Annotated in this window: 17 protein-coding genes; 7 read left to right on the top strand and 10 right to left on the bottom strand. The window is 69.5% G+C overall.

All coding sequences use genetic code 11. The annotated features are described in order from the left end of the window. Positions 1-16: 16 nt before the first annotated feature. The 5 genes from AC3EGR_RS14680 to dnaE form a co-directional block, all read right to left on the bottom strand. Complete coding sequence (locus AC3EGR_RS14680; RefSeq protein ID WP_488547232.1) at positions 17-1,273, bottom strand: PilW family protein; 1,257 nt, start codon at positions 1,271-1,273, stop codon at positions 17-19. Beyond that, positions 1,270-1,731: a type IV pilus modification protein PilV gene (gene pilV / locus AC3EGR_RS14675; RefSeq protein ID WP_488547231.1), complete on the bottom strand. Its 462-nt coding sequence runs from the start codon at positions 1,729-1,731 to the stop codon at positions 1,270-1,272. Before pilV ends, AC3EGR_RS14680 begins: the two co-directional genes overlap by 4 nt. Next, the gene (locus tag AC3EGR_RS14670) at positions 1,731-2,246 is read right to left on the bottom strand and encodes a GspH/FimT family pseudopilin (RefSeq protein ID WP_488547230.1); all 516 of its coding nucleotides are present in this window, start codon (positions 2,244-2,246) and stop codon (positions 1,731-1,733) included. The genes pilV and AC3EGR_RS14670 overlap by 1 nt, the downstream gene beginning before the upstream one ends. Beyond that, on the bottom strand, positions 2,246-2,686 hold the full coding sequence (locus tag AC3EGR_RS14665; protein ID WP_488547229.1) for a type IV pilin protein: 441 nt from the start codon (positions 2,684-2,686) through the stop codon (positions 2,246-2,248). Before AC3EGR_RS14665 ends, AC3EGR_RS14670 begins: the two co-directional genes overlap by 1 nt. Before the next feature lie 266 nt (positions 2,687-2,952). Next, positions 2,953-6,417: a DNA polymerase III subunit alpha gene (gene dnaE, locus AC3EGR_RS14660; RefSeq protein WP_488547228.1), complete on the bottom strand. Its 3,465-nt coding sequence runs from the start codon at positions 6,415-6,417 to the stop codon at positions 2,953-2,955. A gap of 110 nt (positions 6,418-6,527) precedes the next feature. Between dnaE and AC3EGR_RS14655 the strand changes: the two genes are divergently transcribed. After that, on the top strand, positions 6,528-7,265 hold the full coding sequence (locus AC3EGR_RS14655; RefSeq protein ID WP_488547227.1) for a sulfurtransferase: 738 nt from the start codon (positions 6,528-6,530) through the stop codon (positions 7,263-7,265). A 60-nt stretch (positions 7,266-7,325) separates the two neighbouring features. Here the strand turns inward: AC3EGR_RS14655 and AC3EGR_RS14650 are convergent, their stop codons facing one another. Next, the gene (locus AC3EGR_RS14650) at positions 7,326-8,219 is read right to left on the bottom strand and encodes a pirin family protein (RefSeq protein WP_488547226.1); all 894 of its coding nucleotides are present in this window, start codon (positions 8,217-8,219) and stop codon (positions 7,326-7,328) included. Positions 8,220-8,353: 134 nt separating this feature from the next. On the opposite strand from AC3EGR_RS14650, the gene wrbA reads away from it, so the two are divergent. Both wrbA and AC3EGR_RS14640 read left to right on the top strand, forming a co-directional pair. After that, positions 8,354-8,956, top strand: coding sequence for an NAD(P)H:quinone oxidoreductase (wrbA, locus tag AC3EGR_RS14645; RefSeq protein WP_488547225.1), 603 nt, complete (start codon positions 8,354-8,356; stop codon positions 8,954-8,956). A gap of 172 nt (positions 8,957-9,128) precedes the next feature. After that, on the top strand, positions 9,129-9,401 hold the full coding sequence (locus tag AC3EGR_RS14640; protein WP_488547224.1) for a hypothetical protein: 273 nt from the start codon (positions 9,129-9,131) through the stop codon (positions 9,399-9,401). Positions 9,402-9,437: 36 nt separating this feature from the next. On the opposite strand, the gene AC3EGR_RS14635 is transcribed toward AC3EGR_RS14640, so the two are convergent. The 3 genes from AC3EGR_RS14635 to AC3EGR_RS14625 are packed head-to-tail and all read right to left on the bottom strand — an operon-like array spanning position 9,438 to position 11,199. Then, complete coding sequence (locus AC3EGR_RS14635) at positions 9,438-9,992, bottom strand: flavodoxin family protein (protein ID WP_488547223.1); 555 nt, start codon at positions 9,990-9,992, stop codon at positions 9,438-9,440. 6 nt (positions 9,993-9,998) lie between these two features. Beyond that, a complete protein-coding gene (locus tag AC3EGR_RS14630; RefSeq protein WP_488547222.1) occupies positions 9,999-10,466 on the bottom strand; it encodes a DoxX family protein in 468 nt (155 codons plus the stop codon). Positions 10,467-10,494: 28 nt separating this feature from the next. After that, positions 10,495-11,199 (bottom strand): pirin family protein, encoded by a 705-nt coding sequence (locus AC3EGR_RS14625; protein ID WP_488547221.1) that lies wholly within the window; start codon positions 11,197-11,199, stop codon positions 10,495-10,497. 105 nt (positions 11,200-11,304) lie between these two features. Between AC3EGR_RS14625 and AC3EGR_RS14620 the strand changes: the two genes are divergently transcribed. The 4 genes from AC3EGR_RS14620 to AC3EGR_RS14605 all read left to right on the top strand — a co-directional run bounded on the left by AC3EGR_RS14620 (position 11,305) and on the right by AC3EGR_RS14605 (position 14,524). Continuing rightward, complete coding sequence (locus AC3EGR_RS14620; RefSeq protein WP_488547220.1) at positions 11,305-12,252, top strand: LysR family transcriptional regulator; 948 nt, start codon at positions 11,305-11,307, stop codon at positions 12,250-12,252. A gap of 1 nt (position 12,253) precedes the next feature. Further along, entirely contained in the window at positions 12,254-13,123 is an 870-nt protein-coding gene (gluQRS, locus tag AC3EGR_RS14615; RefSeq protein WP_488547219.1) for a tRNA glutamyl-Q(34) synthetase GluQRS, read from the top strand. Positions 13,124-13,137: 14 nt separating this feature from the next. Continuing rightward, positions 13,138-13,839, top strand: coding sequence for a tRNA (guanosine(46)-N7)-methyltransferase TrmB (gene trmB, locus AC3EGR_RS14610; RefSeq protein WP_488547218.1), 702 nt, complete (start codon positions 13,138-13,140; stop codon positions 13,837-13,839). Positions 13,840-14,035: 196 nt separating this feature from the next. After that, positions 14,036-14,524 carry a ferritin-like domain-containing protein gene (locus AC3EGR_RS14605; RefSeq protein WP_488547217.1) on the top strand — a complete coding sequence of 163 codons (489 nt, stop codon included), beginning with the start codon at positions 14,036-14,038 and terminating at the stop codon, positions 14,522-14,524. On the opposite strand, the gene AC3EGR_RS14600 is transcribed toward AC3EGR_RS14605, so the two are convergent. Continuing rightward, a complete protein-coding gene (locus AC3EGR_RS14600) occupies positions 14,514-15,608 on the bottom strand; it encodes a transglutaminase-like domain-containing protein (protein WP_488547216.1) in 1,095 nt (364 codons plus the stop codon). The two genes, AC3EGR_RS14605 and AC3EGR_RS14600, sit on opposite strands and share 11 nt — an antisense overlap. Between the last annotated feature and the right edge of the window lie 5 nt (positions 15,609-15,613).

Here is a 15,613-nt window from a genome sequence, read left to right as displayed (position 1 = left end):
CTTTTTTGCGCGGACATCAATCGCTCCAGATCACGGTACGCAGCGGGATCACCGCGGTATGGGCGCGGTAGCGGAAGTTCTGCCAGGTCCGGCCGGCCGGCGTGACCACGCTGCGCAGGTCGATCGGCGGCGCGCTGGCATCCTCGAAGGAGCATGGGCCGTAGTTGACGACAGCGCCGCCGTTGGTGCAGGTGTTCGTGACGATGGACCCGTCGGGCTCCTTGGCGCGTGCGACCACGACCACGCGCACCGCCTTGATGCGGCTCGCCAGCGCAGCGCTGGGCGCGGCCCAGTTGTCGCCGCCGGAGCCGGTGTTGTCCGTCGCGTCGCGCCATTCGGCCACCACGTCGCTGCTCGCACTGGCGCTGATGCCGTACTGCGCGTGCATCTGGACGATCTCGGTGGCGATGGCGTCCACGCCGGTACCGAAGGCCAGCGGCGACTGCGCACAGGCCGGCAAGGCACCGTTCGGGTTCCCGGGCGTCTTGACGAAGGCGTCGTAGCGCACCAGGGACTGGCACTGCACGGTGTACGCCTCCTGGCGGAAGCCGGCGGTGGTCGAGCCCACCCGGCCGACGATCGCCGGGCCGGACACGCCGCCGCCGTTCGCGAAGCCATAGGTCGGAATGGTCGTGAAGGGGGTGGTCGTCGGTGGGTTCAGGCCCGTGCCTGCCGTGCGCTGCAGCTGCTGGCACAAGCTGGCATTGCCGCCGCAGGTGGCGGTGGCGCCCGGCAGCGCAGTGATCTGGAACAGCGTGCAAGGCGAGCCGGAGCCGGGTGCGCCGATGATCGCGTAGTCGCCCACCGCGAACTGGCCGACGTTGCTGACGGCGAACAGGGTGGCCGTGCTGTTGACCATCACGGGGGTCCCGGTGAGGGACGCCGTGCCGGAGGCGCCGGTGAAGATGATGCGGTCGGAGGCCGTCGCGCTGCCGCCATCGACGATGCGAGCGGGCATGAACACGGCGCCGTTGGAGACCATGGCCGTGCCGTTGTAGGCGTTCCAGGTCGGGCAGATGGTCTGGCTGTTGGCAAAGAAACCGGCACCGGCGTTGCGGCCCGAAGCGTCGATCAGCGACAGCGCGATCTGGGCGCTGCTCTGCGCCGCGGAGCTGGAGCCGATGATGGTGAACTGCCGTCCCGAAGCGACGATCGCCGTGACCACCGCCAGTGCGACGATGAGGCCCAGGGCGCTGGCCACCATGAGCTCCACGAGGGAGAAGCCACGGCTGCGGGAGCGCATCGCGAGTGCCTTGAAAGCGATGGTGTTCATGGCCACTGCACCCGGTTGACGATTTCCATGGTGTGCGGCAGGTCCGCATCGGTGTTCTTCCAGCACAGCTTGACGGTGACCAGGTCCGTCCCGGTGACGATCACCTGCTGGTCCTCGCGGCGGGCGCGCGGGAAGGTGGCGATCACCTGGGCCAGCCAGTCCGTCATGACGGCGTTCGTCGAGGCGGCACCGGTGGGCGAGCAGGTGCCCGCGCTGCCGTCCGGACGGTGCTGGAAGGTGGCGATGTTCGCACGGTCGGAGATGAGGATGCGGGCCAGCAGCTGGTCGGCCAGGAAGGAGGCCTCCGCGCGCTGGCGCGCCTCGGAGGACATCTTCACGGCCGTGGCCTGCAGCTGCATGAGGCCGACGATCCCCAGGGCGAAGATCACGACGGCCACCAGCACTTCCACCATCGAGAAGCCGCGGACGGCGCGCAAGGCAGCAGGTGCGGCGCGCATCAGCACTTCCTCGGGTCGGAGGCGGCGGTGGTCGCCGGGTCGCACATGCGGATCAGGCCGCCGCCGAAGATGTTGATCTGGCGCGTGCGGGTGTTGGCCACGCCGCTGGAAACGGTCACTTGCGACATCGGCGTGCCGCTGGCCTGGATGAGGCCGTTGGGCAGGAAGGTCACCGAGGTCGAGGGCGCGGTGCCGATCACGACCTTCGACCAGTCGGCGGTGTTGAAGCTCTGGATGGTGTCGCTGGAGGCAGCGTTCTCCAGCGTCCAGCCGGAGGCGCCGCTGAGGGTGAAGCGGACCGGGACGTTGCGCCGCACGGCCTCCGCCCTCCCCTTGGTCAGGCCATCCAGCACGCTCTGGGCGGCGCCCTGCACGCGGCGGTTGGCGATCATCGCCGCCGCGTTGGGTGCCGCCAGCGTCGCCGCGACGGCGACGATCATGAGCACCACCACCAGTTCGATGAGGGTCACGCCCCGCTGGCGAGGCTGTCCCCAGGCACAGGCGCGCGGGTCCATCAGCAGTTCTCCCCCGGTTTCTTGATCCAGCAGGTCTTGTTCACGGCCACGCCGTTGAAGGTCGAGGTTCCGTGCACGTCGGCATCGTTGATCGTGTAGACGTAGCCGGCCAGGTCACGGCCGCCGGTGGCCGTGATCAGGAAGGACTGGCCTGTGTTGCTCGTGGCGCAGCTGAAGGCGAAGCTGTCCGCCGACGGGACGCCGACGCCGCAGGTCGTGCCGGCCGTGGGGCCGTAGCTGCGGTTGTCCTGGTAGTACTGCTCCATGCGCACCCGCACGGTGGTCAGTTCGCTCAGGGCGACGGCGATCTTGCCGCGCCGCACGTGGGCGGCGTAGGAAGGGTACGCCACGGTTGCCAGCAGGGCGACGATCGCCACGACGATCATCAGCTCGATGAGCGTGAAGCCCCGCCCGGCTCTTGGTATTTTCAACTGCTTCATCGGTTTGGCGCCTCCCCCGACGCGCGTCCTTTAGTGCAGCTCGACATTCACGGCCGCCCAGGGTTTGTAGCCGAGGTCCGAAGGCGGTCGCACACTTGACAGATGGACGTTCCCGCGCCACCGACGACCGGTGTACCCGAAAGGCCTCATCGCCAAAGTCGGCGGGCGCAGGCTGGCGCCGTGCCATCCCGGGCGAGTCCCGGGGCGCGTCGGACGCGTATGCGAAGGCGTGGCGACTCGCGGATCGGGACCGCGAGACGGGAGCGTCAGCTCTCGTAGACGATCTGCGCCAGGCCCTCGTGGGCCTGCGCCATCCAGCTCGCGAGGGCCGCGTCGCTGGGGAAGAACCTGGCCTGTTCGCCCAGCTGGAGTTCGGCGGTCGCCTCCTCGCGCTGCACGAGCAGCCGCACCGGCAGGCCGCGCAGCAGCTCGCCCTGCTCGGTGACTTCCTTCTTCGGCGGGAAATCGCGCACCAGCCGGCCGATGTCGGGCGCGGTGCCGTTGACGGCCACCTTCAGGTACTTGCCGAAGCGGCAGCGCGCCGTGGCGAGGTCCCAGATCTGCTGCACGTTCAGGCGGAAGCCGCCGGTGAAGCGGTCCGGCTGCAGCTTGGCTTGCACCACGATCAGCTCGTCGTCCTTGAACCAGGCGCGGTGCGGGCTGAAGACGGATTCGTCCGCCGCCGCCTCGATCACGTCCGTCTTGTCATCCAGCTTGAACAGGGCCAGCTTGCCGCGCTGGCCGTTGATCACGCGCATGTCCGTGACGATGCCGGCCAGCATCAGCGGCTCGCGCGTGTCCACCAGTTCCTCGATGCGGCGCTTGCAGAAGCGCCGCACCTCGCGCTCCACCTCGTCGAACAGGTGGCCCGAGAGATAGAAGCCGATCGCGGTCTTCTCCTGGGACAGGCGCTCCTTCACGCCCCAGGGCATGGCTTCCACCAGGTCGGGCTCCTGCGTGCTGGCGGCATGCGAGTCGCCCATGTCGAACAGGCCGCCCTGGTTCGCATTGGCTTCGGTGGTCGCGGCGAACTCGAAGGCACGGTCGATGGTCGCCACCAGCGCCGCGCGGTTCATGTGCAGCACGTCGAAGGCACCCGCCTTGATCAGCGCCTCCACCGTGCGCTTGTTGATGCGCGCCCGGTCCACCCGGCAGCAGAAGTCGTACAGGCTCGTGAACGCCCCACCCTCTTCGCGCGCCGCCACGATGGCTTCCACCGCGGACTGGCCGGTCCCCTTCACCGCGCCCAGGCCATAGCGTATCACCTTGTCCGAGATCGGCTCGAAGCGGTAGGTGCCGCGGTTGATGTCCGGCGCCTCGAAGGTCATGCCGAAGTTCTTGACCGCGTCCTCGAACAACACCTTGAGCTTGTCGGTGTTGTCCATTTCGATCGTCATGTTGGCGCAGTAGAACTCCGCCGTGTAGTGCACCTTCAGCCAGCCCGTGTGGTAGGCCAGCAGGGAGTAGGCGGCCGCGTGCGACTTGTTGAAGCCGTAGCCCGCGAACTTCTCCATCAGGTCGAAGATCTCGTCGGCCTTGGCTTGCGGGATGCCGTGGGTCTTCTCGGCACCGGCGCGGAAGCGCTCCCGGTGCTCCGCCATCTCCTCGGCCTTCTTCTTGCCCATCGCCCGGCGCAGCAGGTCGGCGCCGCCCAGCGAGTAGCCGCCCAGGATCTGCGCGGTCTGCATCACCTGCTCCTGGTAGACCATGATCCCGTAGGTCTCGCCGAGCATGTCCGCCACCGCCGGATGCGGGTACTCCACCGTCTCGCGCCCGTGCTTGCGCGCCACGAAGCTGGGGATCAGGTCCATCGGGCCCGGCCGGTACAGGGCGTTCAGGGCGATCAGGTCTTCCAGCCGCGAGGGCTTGGCGTCGCGCAACATGCCTTGCATGCCGCGCGATTCGAACTGGAACACCGCCTCGGTCTTGCCGTCGGTGAACAGCCGGTAGGTCGGCGCGTCGTCGAGCGCGATGTTCTCGAAGGTGAATCCTTCCTGCCCCGGGTGGCGCTTGACGATGAACTGGCGTGCCAGTTCCAGGATCGTCAGCGTCGCCAGGCCCAGGAAGTCGAACTTCACCAGCCCGGCGGCCTCGACGTCGTCCTTGTCGTACTGGCTCACGGCCGAATCGCTGCCCGGCTGCTGGTACAGCGGCGTGAAGTCCGTGAGCTTGCCCGGCGCGATCAGCACGCCGCCCGCGTGCATGCCGATGTTGCGGGTCATGCCTTCGAGCTTCTGCGCGAGGTCCAGCAGCGTCTTGACCTCGTCCTCGCGCTGGTAACGCTCCTTGAGGATGGGCTCCTGCTCCAGGGCGTCGGCGATCGTGATGTGGGTGCCGGGCTTGTTCGGGATCAGCTTGCTGATGCCGTCGCAGAAGGTGTAGCTCATGTCCAGCACCCGCCCCACGTCGCGCACCGCCGCGCGCGCGGCCATCGTGCCGAAGGTGGCGATCTGCGACACGGCGTCGCGCCCGTACTTCTCCTTGACGTACTCGATGACGCGGTCGCGGTTGCCCTGGCAGAAGTCGATGTCGAAGTCGGGCATGGACACCCGCTCCGGGTTGAGGAAGCGCTCGAACAGCAGGTTGTACTGCAGCGGGTCGAGGTCCGTGATCTTCAGCGCGTAGGCGACCAGCGAGCCGGCCCCCGAACCGCGGCCCGGCCCCACCGGGCAGCCGTTGTTCTTGGCCCAGTTGATGAAGTCGCCCACGATCAGGAAATAGCCGGGAAATCCCATCTTCAGGATGGTCCCGAGCTCGAACTCCAGCCGTTCCACATAGCGCGGCGTCTGCTTCTCGCGTTCCGCCGCGTCGGGGAAGAGGTGCAGCAGGCGTTCCTTCAGGCCCTCGTGCGAAGCGAAGCGGAAGTACTCGTCGATCGGCATGCCGTTGGGCGTGGGGAAGTTCGGCAGCCGCGGCTTGCCCAGTTCCAGCACGAGGTTGCAGCGGCGCGCGATCTCCAGCGTGTTGGCGACGGCAGACGGCAGGTCGGCGAACAGCTGCGCCATCTGGGCGGCGGACTTGAAGTACTGCTCGCGCGTGAAGCGGCGCACGCGGCGCGGGTTGCCCAGGATCTCGCCGTCCGAGATGCAGACGCGGGCCTCGTGCGCCTCGTAGTCGTCTTCCTTGGTGAACTGCACCGGGTGCGTGGCCACGACGGGCAAGTTCAGGCGCGCCGCGAGTTGCACGGCGGCCGCGACATGGGTCTCGTCCTCGGGCCGGCCGGCGCGTTGCAGCTCGATGTAGAAGCGGTGCGGGAACAGGCCCGCGAGCTGCAGCGCGAGTTCGGAGGCCCGGCTCTCGTCGCCCTGCAGCAGCGCCTGGCCGACCGGGCCGGCCTGCGCGCCGGACAGCATCAGCAGCCCTTCGCCCAGTTCCTGCAGCCATTCCAGCTTCACCACGGCCTGGGCGCGCACCACGTTCTTCGTCCACGCCCGTGCCAGGATTTCGCAGAGGTTCAGGTAGCCGCGGTGGCTCTGCACCAGCAGCACGACGCGGGCGATGGCACCGGCGTCGGTGCCGAAGCCCTGCAGCATGATCTCGCAGCCGACCACGGGCTTCAGGCCCGCCCCGCGCGCACCCTTGTAGAACTTGATCGCCCCGAACAGGTTGTTCAGGTCCGAGATGCCCAGCGCCGGCTGCCCGTCGGCCCCGGCGGCCTTCACGATCTCGTCGATGCGGTTGGTGCCGTCGACGACGGAGAATTCGGTGTGGAGGCGCAGGTGCACGAACATGGTTCGATTGTAGGAAACGCCGGAGGCCCCCCGCCGCGCAAACTGCGCGCGGCGGACATTTTCCGCGGCCCGGACCTCCCGCCCTTGACAGCCACGCACAATGTCGTCCCGTGAACGAAGTCCTCAACGTCTCGGCCTACCTTTTCACGCCCCTTGCCGACGCGGGGGCGCTGCGCGAGCCGCTGCTGGCCCGCGCGCGGGCACTCGGGCTGAAAGGGACGATCCTGCTGGCCGACGAGGGCATCAACCTGTTCCTGGCCGGTGCGCCGCAGGCGGTCCGCGCCCTGCTGGCCGAACTGCGGGCCGACCCGCGCCTGGCGGCCCTGCAGGCCAAGGAGAGCTGGTCGGACGCCGTGCCCTTCGGCCGCATGCTGGTCAAGCACAAGCGCGAGATCATCCGGATGAACCATCCCGCGATCCAGCCCGCCGCCGGCCGCGCGCCTGCCCTGGACGCGGTCACGCTCAAGCGCTGGCTGGACCAGGGCCATGACGACGCGGGCCGGCCCGTGGTCCTCCTGGACACGCGCAACGCGTTCGAGGTGGACTACGGCACGTTCGAGGGCGCGCTGGACTGGCGCCTGGACAAGTTCAGCGACTTCCCCGCGGCGCTGGGCGCCCATGCGCCGCAGCTGCAAGGCAAGGCGGTGGTGAGCTTCTGCACCGGCGGCATCCGCTGCGAGAAGGCGGCGCTGGTGATGCGCGAGGAAGGCCTGGAGAACGTGTGGCAGCTCGAAGGCGGCATCCTCAAGTACTTCGAGGAAACCGGTGGCGCCCACTTCCAGGGGACGTGCTTCGTGTTCGACGAACGGGAAGCGCTGGAGCCGACGCTCAAGCCCCTGCCTCGGTAGCCGTCCTTCCCGCGAGGGCGGGAACCCAGGGCTGCCAGCAGGCGGCGCGCAGCGCGTTGGCTAGGAGCGCGGCTCCGGCGGCGTGAACCGTGTCGGCGGCAGCGGGATGAACTCCGTCTCCCCCGGAACGGTGCCCATGCGCATGGCCTCCCAGTCCGCACTGGCTTCGATGATGCGGTCCTTGCGGCTGGAGACGAAGTTCCACCACATGTGCCGCGGTGCATCCAGCGGCGCACCGCCGACCACGACGAGCCGCGCGCCCGCCGGAGCGGACAGCTGCACCGGCTCGCCGGCGCGCAGCACGGCCATCTGCCGCTGCGGCAAGTCCTCGCCATCGAGCAGCAGCCCGCCCTCCACCGAGTAGACCGCATGCTCCGGCGCGATCGCCGGAAGCTCCATGCGCCCGCCCGCCGGCAGCCAGATGTCCAGATAGAGCGTCGGCGACAGCGCCGGCACGGGCGAACGCGCGCCGAAGGCCTCGCCCACCAGCAACCGCACGCGCGCATCGCCCACGCTGCACTCCGGGATCGCGTCCGCCGGCGTGTGCGAGAAGGAAGGCTCGGCCTCCTCGTGTTGCAGCGGCAGCGCCGTCCACAGCTGCAGCCCGTGGTTCACGTGGCGCACGTCGCGCAGGTGCGCGGGACGGCGCTCGGAATGCACGATGCCGCGCCCCGAGGTCATCCAGTTGATCGCGCCCGGCTCGATCAGCTGCTCGGTGCCCAGGCTGTCCCTGTGCATCATCGCGCCGTCGAACAGGTAGGTGACGGTCGCCAGCCCGATGTGCGGATGGGGCCGCACGTCGTGGTTCGCGCCGGGCAGTTCCTCCGCGGGGCCGAAGTGGTCGAAGAAGATGAAGGGCCCGACGTTGCGCTGCCGCGCTTGCGGCAGCAGGCGCCGCACGAGGAAACCACCGCCGAGGTCTTTCTCCTGGCCGTCGAGCTGCTGCTGGATCATGGGGTCCATTCTAGGAAGGCAGGCCGCCACCGACCATTGAAATCCACTGAACGCTGTCGTCAAACGCAATCCCTGCCCTTGCACGGCCGCGGCTCGTACAGTCCACGCGTCCCCTTCACGACCTGAAAGAATCCATGGCCAAGATCCTCGTCCTGTACCACAGCATGTACGGTCACATCGAAACGATGGCGCAGGCCGTCGCGAAAGGCGCGCGCGAAGTCGCCGGCGCGCAGGTCGACATCAAGCGTGTGCCCGAAACCATGCCCGACGGAGCCTTCAAGGCGGCAGGGGGCAAGGCCAACCAGGCCGCGGCGATCGCCCAACCGACGGAGCTGGCGGACTACGACGCGATCATCTTCGGCACGCCCACCCGCTTCGGCAACATGACCGGGCAGATGCGCAACTTCCTGGACCAGACCGGCGGCCTGTGGATGAAAGGCTCGCTGGTCGGCAAGGTGGGTTCGGTGTTCACGTCGAGCGCGACCCAGCACGGCGGCCAGGAAAGCACCATCCTGACCTTCATCCCCACGCTGCTGCACCAAGGCATGGTGGTGGTCGGCCTGCCCTATGCGGAGCAGCGCCAGATGGGACTGGACGAGATCAAGGGCGGCAGCCCCTACGGTGCGTCCACCATCGCCGGCGGCCAGGGCGAGCGCCAGCCCAGCGAGCAGGAGCTCGGCATGGCGGCGTTCCAGGGCAAGCACGTCGCGACGATCGCGACGAAGTTGTTCGGCTGAGCGGCGGCAACGCGCGCTGCATCCGGCCCGAAGGTCCAATGCGGCCAGGTGCCGCGCCGCCTATCCTTGCGCGGCGCGACCCTTCTGGCGGCTCGGCATGGGCGGCCTCGACGGGACCACGGCCGCCAGCGAGCCGGCGCGCCCCAATGTTCTCTCCGACAGGAGCCCGAGAATGAGCGATTCGATCCTCCGTGGCCGGCGCGGCACCGTCGCGCCCCTCGTCGCAGCCGGCCTTCTGGTCCTGTCAGTCGGCGCATCCGCGCAGACCCAGCAGGCCGACCAGCGCCAGGCCGGCCGCAACGCGAACCAGGCCGCCAAGCAGCAGGCCCGGACGACCAAGGTCGATTGCCGGCAGGAGAACAACAAGAGCAATGCCGAGTGCCGCCAGGACAAGCGGGAAACCAAGCAAAGCGGCCGCGAGACGAAGCGGGACATCAAGTACTGACACCCCGGCGAACGCCTGGCGGCGCCGGAGCTTCCTTCAGCGCTCGAACCGGGCCGTGACCTGCGCGATGCGCTCGCCGAACAGCCGGGCCGTCTCCAGGTCCCCCGGCGCCATCGCATCCGCCCCTGCATCCGACGGTGACTGCGCAATCGCGCCGCTGTACGACACCAGGTAGTTGATGTCGTCGCGTTTCGCCGCGCGAGTGTTGCTGGGCATCAGCCCCTGGCTCACCCAGATCATGCCGTGCTGCATGGCCAGGGTGAACAGCGTCAGCAGCGTGCCCTGCTTGTCGCCGCTCATGCCGGCGCTATTGGTGAAGCCGGCGGCGATCTTGTCCTTCCAGGCCTGGGCGTACCAGGGCCGGGAGGACGCGTCGGCGAACTTCTTGAACTGCCAGCTCACGCTGCCCATGTAGGTGGGCGAGCCGAACACGATGGCATCGGCCGCGGCCAGCTGTTCCCAGCCGCCCGCGGGCAGGTTGCCGTCCGCGTCGATGGCGAGCAGGTGCGCGCCCGCGCCGCTGGCCACCGCCTGCGCCAGGCGCTGCGTGTGGCCGTATCCGGAGTGGTAGACGACGACGATGTCGGCCATGCGGCGTCAGCTGCGGCGCTTGCCGTCGAGGCTGTACGCACCGGCGCCGAAAGCCGCCAGGACCAGCAGGCCGCCGACCACGGCGACGTTCTTGAAGAAGGCCTGCTTCTGCATCATGGCCTGCGCTTCCGGCAGCGCCCAGTAGCCGTGGAAGATGGGCGTGATCACCGCGACGAAGATCGCCAGGCCCAGGGCCGCCCAGCGCGCACGCAAGCCCACGATCAGCAGCAACCCCAGGCCGAGTTCGGCCGCGATGGCCAGCGCGGCACACAGCTCGGGCAGCGGCACGCCCTTGGACGCGATGTAGCCCACCGTGCCGGCAAAGCCGGTGATCTTGGCCCAGCCCGCGGGCACGAACAGCAGGGCGACCAGCACCCGGCCGATCAGGGCCATCAGGTTCTGCGCCGGGGTCAGGGCGAGGCCGGTCGACGGGTCGACGGCGTAGTTGTTGGCGGTGGAAGCGAGCGTAGTCATGGGAACTCCTTTTGTTGAAAAGCAAAAATCAGTGTTCGGCGAGGTCGAACACCAGCACCTCGGCGTCCTTGCCGTCCGCGAGCCGCAGTTGCGACTCGCCGCGCAGCCTGGCGGCATCGCCCGCCTCCAGCCGCGTGCCGTTGACGGACAGCGCCCCGCGCACGAGGTGCACGTACACGGGCCGTTGGGCGTCCAGCGCCAGTGTCGCCTGTTCGGCGCCGTCGAACAGGCCGGCGTAAACGCGCGCATCGGCGTGGATCAGCACGGAACCCTGGGCGCCGTCGGGCGAGGCGACCAGCCGCAGCTTGCCGCGCTTCTCCGCGTCGGCGAAGCCCTTCTGCTCGTAGCTGGGCTCGATCCCGGTCACGTTGGGCTCGATCCAGATCTGCAGGAAGTGGGTCGTGCGGTCCTTCGCGTGGTTGAACTCGCTGTGCATCACGCCGCGGCCAGCGCTCATGCGCTGCACGTCGCCCGGCGGGATGCCCTTGATGTTGCCCAGCGTGTCCTTGTGCGCGAGCTCGCCCGACAGCACGTAGCTGATGATCTCCATGTCGCGGTGGCCATGCGTGCCGAAGCCGGTGCCGGGGGCGATGCGGTCTTCGTTGATCACGCGCAGGTTGCCGAAGCCCATGTGCTCCGGGTCGTGGTAGCCGGCGAAGGAAAAGCTGTGGAAGGACTTCAGCCAGCCGTGGTCGGCATAGCCGCGATCCTGGGACTTGCGCACTGCGAGCATGGGGCGACTCCTTTGAATGGACACAAATGTAGGCGCCGACCCTGCCGGCACAGCCGCCCGGGTTTGATGGCATCATTCAAACCGTTTGAATGATAGAGCCTTCCCATGGCCTCGCCGCGTGACGTCCTGACCCCCGATGCGCTGGGCGTCGTGCAGGCCGTGGCGGACCACGGCAGCTTCGCCGCCGCCGCCCGCGAGCTGGGCCTGGTGCCCAGTGCCGTCACCTACCGCGTGCGCCAGCTCGAGGATGCGCTCGACGTGCTGCTGTTCGACCGCAGCTCGCGCCAGGCGCGCCTGACGGCCGCGGGCAACGAGCTGCTGTGCGCCGGCCAGCAGCTGCTGCAGGACATCGACGCCATGGCCAACCGCGTCAAGCGCGTGGCGACCGGCTGGGAAGCGGAGTTCACGATCGCCAGCGACAGCGCCCTGTCCTGTTCCACCCTGCTGGAGCTGGCCGAGGCCTTCTACGCCCTGCGGCCCACGACGCGCCTGCGCATCCGCGACGAGGCGCTCGCCGGCACGCTGGAGGCGCTCACCTCCGGCCGCGCCGACCTCGCCCTCGGCGTGGTCCTCGAGCCGGGCACCACGCAGGGCGTGCAAAGCCACGAGCTGGGCGACCTGCTGTTCGTCTACTGCGTCGCCCCGCACCATCCACTGGCGGCCGCGGAGCAGCCCATCGCCGACGACGTGCTGGTGAAGCACCGCGCCGTCGCCGTGTCCGACTCCGCGCAGCAACGCGGCCAGGCCATCACCATGTCGCTGCTGCCGGGGCAGGACGTCTTCACCGTGGGCACCATGCGTGCCAAGCTCGACGCGCAGCTGCGCGGGCTCGGCGGTGGCTTCCTGCCCGAGCCGCTGGCACGTCCCTACCTCGAAAGCGGGCGGCTGGTGCAGCGTGACGTGCAGCGCGCCAGCCGCCGCACCGTGCGCATGGGCTACGCGTGGCGCAGTGCCGGCAACCTGGCGCCGGGCCGGGCGCTGCAATGGTGGCTGTCGCAGCTGGAAAGCCCGACGACGCGCTCCGCCCTGCTGGAACGCCACCGCTCCGCCTGAGATGGCCTACCGTGGCCGCTTCGCGCCCTCCCCTACGGGCCCCCTGCATGCGGGCTCGCTGGTCGCCGCGCTGGCGAGCTGGCTCGATGCGCGCGCCCACCAGGGCACGTGGCTGGTGCGCATCGAGGACGTGGACAAGCCGCGCTGCGTGCCTGGCGCGGACGCGGAGATCCTGCGCCAGCTCGCGGCCTGCGGCCTGCTGCCCGACGAGCCGCCCGAATGGCAGTCGCACCGCGAGGCGCTGTACCAGGCGGCGCTGGACCGCCTGGTGACGGGCGCGCAAGCCTATGCCTGTGCCTGTTCGCGCAAGGACATCGCGCTGGCGCTGATGGCGCAGGGCCGCGAGCGCGAACGCCACGCCGACCTCGTCTACCCGGGCACCTGTCGCGGCGGGCTGCACGGCAAGCCTGCACGCGCGTGGCGCTTGCGCGTCCCCGAGGGCACGGTCGCCTGGACGGACCGCCGGCTCGGCGTGCACCTGCAAGACGTGGCCCGCGCGGTCGGCGACTTCGTGCTCAAGCGCGCCGACGGGCTCTTCGCGTACCAGCTCGCCGTGGTGGTCGACGATGCGGCCCAGCGCGTCACCCACGTCGTGCGTGGCGAGGACCTCGTCGACAACACGCCGCGACAGCAGCTGCTGCAGCGCGCGCTGGGGTACGGGCAGCCCGCCTACCTGCATACGCCGCTGGTGATGGGCCGCAACGGCGAGAAGCTGTCGAAGCAGAACGGGGCGGCGCCGCTGGACCTGCACGATCCGCGGCGCGCCCTCGCATCGGCTGCCGCGGTGCTCGGTCTCGCGCTGCCTGGGCAGGGCACGCTTGCGCAAGCGCTGGCGCAGTTGGCCGCCGCCTGGGCCGCCCGCTATCCCTAAGGGACAATCGGGGCATGAGCGACGACCCGAACCCGCCAGAGAGCGTGGTCCATCCCCGCGGCATCCGCAGCTACGTGCTGCGCACCGGCCGCACGACCATCGGCCAGGCGAAAGCCATCGAGACGCTGGGGCCGCAGTACCTCGTGCCGTACCAGGCGCAAGCGGTGGACCTGCCTGCCCTGTTCGGCCGCAACGCGCCCACGGTGCTGGAGATCGGCTTCGGCATGGGCGAGGCCACGGCCCACATCGCCGCGCTGATGCCCGAAAAGAACTTCCTGTGCTGCGAGGTGCACACGCCCGGCGTCGGCGCGCTGCTCAAGCGCATCGGCGAGCTGGGCCTGACCAACATCCGCATCGTCCAGCACGACGCCGTGGAGGTGCTGGACCACATGCTGGCGCCCGCGTCGCTCGCCGGCGTGCACATCTTCTTCCCGGACCCCTGGCACAAGGCAAGGCACAACAAGCGGCGCCTGGTCCAGCCGCACTTCGTCGCGAAGCTGCTGCCGCGCCTGCGGCCGGGGGGCTACATCCATTGCGCCACGGACTGGCAGCCGTACGCGGAGCAGATGCTGGTGGTGCTGTCCGCCGAGCCGGCCTTGGAGAACGCTGCGGGCGGCTATGCGCCCAAGCCGGCGTACCGTCCGCTCACCAAGTTCGAGAACCGCGGCGTTCGCCTCGGCCACGGGGTGTGGGACGTGGTGTTCACGAGGAAGTGACCTTCCTTGCGCCGCTGGCGGGAACGCAGGGCACGCGTCGAGCGGCAGCCCTTCCCGGCGGCGAGAGGCAGCCAGTGGGACCAAGGTCCGATGGCCGGCGGCACGGCAGCAACGCACGATGCGCGGTGCTGTTCGTGGCGGCCGGCCGAGCGCCGATCTCCACCGCCCGGCCTGGGGTCAGGAAAGGAGCCACTCGATGCCAGACATCGACCGCGAAGAGGTCGTCGGAACCCTGAACCGCCTGCTCGAGGCGGAACTGGCCGGCGTCGTGCGCTACACCCACTATTCGCTGCTGGTGTTCGGGTTCGGCCGCATCCCCATCGTGTCCTGGTTGCGGGAGCAGGCCACCGAATCGCTCGCGCATGCCCAGCAGGTCGGCGAGTGGATCACCACGCTGGGCGCCTACCCGTCCCTCGCCATCGGTCCGCTGCTCGACACGCATCGCGAGGACGTGGGATCGATGCTGCGGGAGTCACTGGAAGCGGAAGCGGCCGCGCTCGCCCTCTACCGCGAGCTGCTCGCGCGGGTGGAGGGACGTTCGGTCGCCCTGGAGGAGTTCGCCCGGCAGATGATCTTCGCCGAGGAACAGCACGCCGCCGACGTGGAGAAGATGCTGCGCAAGCCCGGCGAGCCCCCACCCCAGCCGTCCGCCAGGGCGGCCGGAAAGGGGACCGTCAGGCCTTGATCTCTTTCGCGGTGATCTGGTACTTGAAGTCGTCCGGCGCGTAGGAATCGAAGCGGCCCTGCTGGTCTTCGGCCACCGGGTACATCAGGAAGCCCAGCTTGCCCAGGCGCGACCCGGGCAGCGCCACGTCGTGCGCCATGTTGTAGCCGACCCAGTTGCCTTCCCAGCCGCCGTACAGTGCCTTGTAGACGGGCGCCACGACCGGGTCCGACACGGTCTTGATCCAGGTGGGCGTCTCCTGCCGCATCACCTTCGCCACGTCGGCGGGGTCCATCGCCACCCAGCCGTGGGCGCGCAGGAAGACCTCGGCGCGGCAGTGCTGCGCCCCCTTGAGGCTGGCAGGGTTGCTCCCCAGCTCCTTGTAGCCGAAGGCCGAAGGCGCCAGGCGCACGCCGTAGACGTCACGCGCGGGCACGCCGACCGAGCGGCACAGGCCCACGAACAAGGCATTGATGTCCGCGCACTTGCCGCCCAGGTTGCCGGTCTCCAGCATGGTCTTGATGTCGCCCTCGCCGCAGCCGCGCACCTGCGGCTCGCGCCAGGCGTTGCCCACCACCCAGTCGTAGATGCGGCGCACCTTGTCCTCGTCGGTGCGCGCGTCGCCGGCGGCCTTCAGCGCGGTGTCGCGCACGATGCCGTCGGTGGGGATCAGGCTGGTGGGACGCAGCCAGTACGCGCGTGTGGCGGCATCCATCGGCGCCGGCATCTTGCGTTCCCAGTCGACGGCGCGGTTTTGCGTCTGGACCCGGGTGGTGAGCTCCACGTAGGGCTGGGCGATGCCGGCGTCGAAGTCCACCTGCAGGATGCCGGCGCCGTCCTGGCCGTCGCTCACGCGCGTGGCCTTGCCATTGCTGGCGAAGCTGCTGTCGCCGGAGCGCTGCCAGTCGGTGTTCACCGACGGGATCGGCAACCACACGCGGGTCGCGCCCTGCGACAGGTTCATGTCGACGCGGGTCGTGAGGTCGAAGCTGCGCCAGTTCCCCGTCTGCGGCGCGAAGCGGCGCTCCTGCGCCAGGGCGGCGAACGGGGAGGCGATCACGCCGGTGGCGGCGGCGAGCTGGAGGAAGTGGCGGCGGTTGTGCATGGCGC

The organism is Ramlibacter sp. G4-7, from assembly GCF_057784995.1.
The sequence above is the reverse complement of the archived record's forward strand: the minus strand, read 5'-3'. Positions and strand labels throughout refer to the sequence as shown.

Excerpts from the sequence above, each read along its gene's own strand:
- AC3EGR_RS14670 (WP_488547230.1), bottom strand. The coding sequence starts at position 2,246 with ATGGACCCGCGCGCCTGTGCCTGGGGACAGCCTCGCCAGCGGGGCGTG.
- trmB (WP_488547218.1), top strand. The coding sequence starts at position 13,138 with ATGAGCGACGACCCGAACCCGCCAGAGAGCGTGGTCCATCCCCGCGGC.
- AC3EGR_RS14665 (WP_488547229.1), bottom strand. The coding sequence starts at position 2,686 with ATGAAGCAGTTGAAAATACCAAGAGCCGGGCGGGGCTTCACGCTCATC.
- gluQRS (WP_488547219.1), top strand. The coding sequence starts at position 12,254 with ATGGCCTACCGTGGCCGCTTCGCGCCCTCCCCTACGGGCCCCCTGCAT.
- AC3EGR_RS14625 (WP_488547221.1), bottom strand. The coding sequence starts at position 11,199 with ATGCTCGCAGTGCGCAAGTCCCAGGATCGCGGCTATGCCGACCACGGC.
- AC3EGR_RS14630 (WP_488547222.1), bottom strand. The coding sequence starts at position 10,466 with ATGACTACGCTCGCTTCCACCGCCAACAACTACGCCGTCGACCCGTCG.
- AC3EGR_RS14600 (WP_488547216.1), bottom strand. The coding sequence starts at position 15,608 with ATGCACAACCGCCGCCACTTCCTCCAGCTCGCCGCCGCCACCGGCGTG.
- wrbA (WP_488547225.1), top strand. The coding sequence starts at position 8,354 with ATGGCCAAGATCCTCGTCCTGTACCACAGCATGTACGGTCACATCGAA.
- AC3EGR_RS14635 (WP_488547223.1), bottom strand. The coding sequence starts at position 9,992 with ATGGCCGACATCGTCGTCGTCTACCACTCCGGATACGGCCACACGCAG.
- AC3EGR_RS14605 (WP_488547217.1), top strand. The coding sequence starts at position 14,036 with ATGCCAGACATCGACCGCGAAGAGGTCGTCGGAACCCTGAACCGCCTG.
- AC3EGR_RS14640 (WP_488547224.1), top strand. The coding sequence starts at position 9,129 with ATGAGCGATTCGATCCTCCGTGGCCGGCGCGGCACCGTCGCGCCCCTC.
- AC3EGR_RS14650 (WP_488547226.1), bottom strand. The coding sequence starts at position 8,219 with ATGATCCAGCAGCAGCTCGACGGCCAGGAGAAAGACCTCGGCGGTGGT.
- AC3EGR_RS14620 (WP_488547220.1), top strand. The coding sequence starts at position 11,305 with ATGGCCTCGCCGCGTGACGTCCTGACCCCCGATGCGCTGGGCGTCGTG.
- pilV (WP_488547231.1), bottom strand. The coding sequence starts at position 1,731 with ATGCGCGCCGCACCTGCTGCCTTGCGCGCCGTCCGCGGCTTCTCGATG.
- dnaE (WP_488547228.1), bottom strand. The coding sequence starts at position 6,417 with ATGTTCGTGCACCTGCGCCTCCACACCGAATTCTCCGTCGTCGACGGC.
- AC3EGR_RS14680 (WP_488547232.1), bottom strand. The coding sequence starts at position 1,273 with ATGAACACCATCGCTTTCAAGGCACTCGCGATGCGCTCCCGCAGCCGT.